Raw genomic sequence first — 2,315 nt, 5'->3', positions numbered from 1 at the left:
ACCAAGGGCCGACGCCTTCCACGTCACGGTCCAGGTCGCGGTCGCGGCGCCCTGATAGCACTCCGTCCGGCTCACCAGCCGACGGGGCCCCGCAGCGGTGGAGAGCGCCCTGCCCCGCGAGGCGTCGTACCGGGTACCGGGACCGGTGCAGGTGACCGCGGTGCCGTCGCCCATCACCCACCGGATCGATGACACTCATCCACATCCGCCGGTCTGGCCCCTGCCCGCCCCAGGCCGTCGTGACCTTACAGGACCGGGCCGCCGACGCGCCGGACGGTCCACCGGTCGCGCCCACGGGCCGCAGCCGCAGGGAACGCAAGGTCGCCGGCCGGACCCGGGCCACCGCACAGCCGTCCTGGCCTCGACAACCGCCGAGCCCGATGTCGGCCGGTCCGGCCGACGAAGAACGCCGCGGGCGAGGATGAACTCGCCGACATCATCCCGCTGGAGATCTTCGATGCCCGCAAGGAGGCCGAGAAGTGGTGGTGAAGATCCCCGATCCCTCCGAGGGCGCCGACCTGCCCGGCGAAGTACGCACCGATCCGTCCACGACTCTGGCGGGGTGGCGTCACTTCGTCGACACGGACCCAGCCGTCTTCGACACGCTCGATGACCAGCGGTGGCGATCGCTGAGCCAGCCGATGCGGGGCGCCTACGACGAAGACCGCATGGCCTACCACTCCGAACTCCGGGTGATCCGCACCTCGACCGTCAAAGGGATCGCCCACCAGGGGCGATTGCTGACCTCTTCAGGGACCGCCCGGCCCAGGACCTCGAGCACCGGATGACGGTACGGGCCATGCGGTCCACGGCTCAGCGCGTCCAGGCCCTGCAGGCCGAGGCCAAGGAGCTCGAGAACGAAATCCTCGCCCTGGTGAGGCAGCAGGCCCAGGAGCTTCTCGACCTGCTCGGCGTCGGACCGATCACCGCCGCCCAGATTCTGGTCAGCTGGTCTCACCAGGGACGCTTCCGCTCGGAAGCCGCCTTCGCCTCCTTTGCAGGCGTCTCGCCGATCCCCGCCTCCTCCGGACCGACCAACCGGCACCGCCTCAACCGCAGCGGAGACCGGCAGCTCAACCGGGCCATGCACACCATCACCCTGATCCGGATGCGACTTGATCCCGCCACGAAGGCGTACGTCACCCGAAAGGTCGCGGAAGGGAAGACCTCCCGTGATGCGCAACCTCTTGGTGTGGGTGTTGACTCCTTCGGTACGGCCGTTGTGATAGGGCAGGGTCAGGCCGGCGTTGACGGCGGCGCGGTCGAGTTCCAGGCCGTTGAAGAAGCTGTGCAGGTGGGGCAGATCGGCCGCTCGGACGACGGTGATCCACTCGGTGAGCCGGGCGTCGTTGCCCTTCGCCGGGGTCAGCAGCTGGGCGAACTCGTCGACGCGGCTAGAGAGTTCGGCTATCTCGGGGCATGCGGTGGTGAGAGTTTCCAGGAGGGCGGTGTCCTTGGTCCACAGGCGTTCGGGGTGAGTGAGCAGGAGCCGGGAGGCGTGGCGCGGGGCGGTCACCGGCCGGCTGCCCTCGGCCCGTCCCTGGGTGAGGTAGCGGACCAGGAGGTTGTGGCTGCCGGTATAGCCCTGGCCTTTGATCTCGCGGAACAGCTGCGTGACGGCCACTGCGGGATCGGCCGCGCGCCGGGTGGGCAGGTGCTCGCGGTAGGGGTCGACCAGAGTGGGCCGGTAGCGAGGGGCGATGCGTTCGGCCGACGGCTCGGGGATGCGGGAGTAGCGCTTGACAGTGTTCAGGGCCAGGTCCAGGCGGCGGGAGCATTCCAGCAGTCCGACACCCCGGCTGAGGACGTCGTGGACCTTGTGCCATCGCTCGCGGGTGGTCTGCTCGCGGACCCCGCCGGGGCGGGGTGCGTTGACGGTGGCCCAGCAGGGGGCGTGGGCCTGAAGTTTCCCCGTGATCTCGGACACGTCGTCGTTACGCCGCGAGGGCCTGGTTCTGTTGGTGACGCAGGCGTGTCTCGTGGGGCGTGAGGTAGCCCCAGTGGATGTGTTTGCGCAGACGGCGTCTGTTGTAGAAGGTTTCGACGAAGTTGAAGATGTCGGCGCGGGCGGTGGCCCGGTCGGGCCAGAAGCGGGTACCGATTTCCTCTTTCAGTACGGCCCAGAAGCTCTCCGCGGCGGCGTTGTCGAAGCAGCTGCCGGTTCGCCCCATGCTTTGTCGGCACCCCAACTGACTTATTCTGATTCGGAGTTGGCCGGAAGTGTATTGGGCGAGTTCAATCGGTCGTTGCAACACCGGGCTGTAGTGAGCGTAGCTGTTCCTCGAAGACCTCGGCCGGTGTCCGCCAGCCGAGGA

The 2,315-nt window shown here is 68.5% G+C and carries 1 protein-coding gene and 3 pseudogenes; 1 reads left to right on the top strand and 3 read right to left on the bottom strand.

Going from position 1 to position 2,315, the window contains the following annotated elements; all coding sequences use genetic code 11:
* Nucleotides 1–195, bottom strand: a pseudogene (locus ACGFU7_RS47880) (ATP/GTP-binding protein); the annotation flags it as partial.
* 589 nt (nt 196–784) lie between these two features.
* Between ACGFU7_RS47880 and ACGFU7_RS47875 the strand changes: the two are divergent.
* Nucleotides 785–1,081: pseudogene (locus ACGFU7_RS47875) on the top strand (transposase); the annotation flags it as partial.
* A gap of 99 nt (nt 1,082–1,180) precedes the next feature.
* Here ACGFU7_RS47875 and ACGFU7_RS47870 read toward each other — a convergent pair.
* Both ACGFU7_RS47870 and ACGFU7_RS47865 read right to left on the bottom strand, forming a co-directional pair.
* Nucleotides 1,181–1,903, bottom strand: a pseudogene (locus ACGFU7_RS47870) (transposase); the annotation flags it as partial.
* Between the two features lie 31 nt (nt 1,904–1,934).
* Nucleotides 1,935–2,255 carry an integrase core domain-containing protein gene (locus tag ACGFU7_RS47865; protein WP_393705087.1) on the bottom strand — a complete coding sequence of 107 codons (321 nt, stop codon included), beginning with the start codon at nt 2,253–2,255 and terminating at the stop codon, nt 1,935–1,937.
* Nucleotides 2,256–2,315: the final 60 nt, after the last annotated feature.

The sequence above is a fragment of the Streptomyces sp. NPDC048473 genome, from assembly GCF_043200155.1.
Lineage (GTDB): Bacteria > Actinomycetota > Actinomycetes > Streptomycetales > Streptomycetaceae > Streptomyces.
This window is presented reverse-complemented; position numbering and strand designations above follow the sequence as displayed.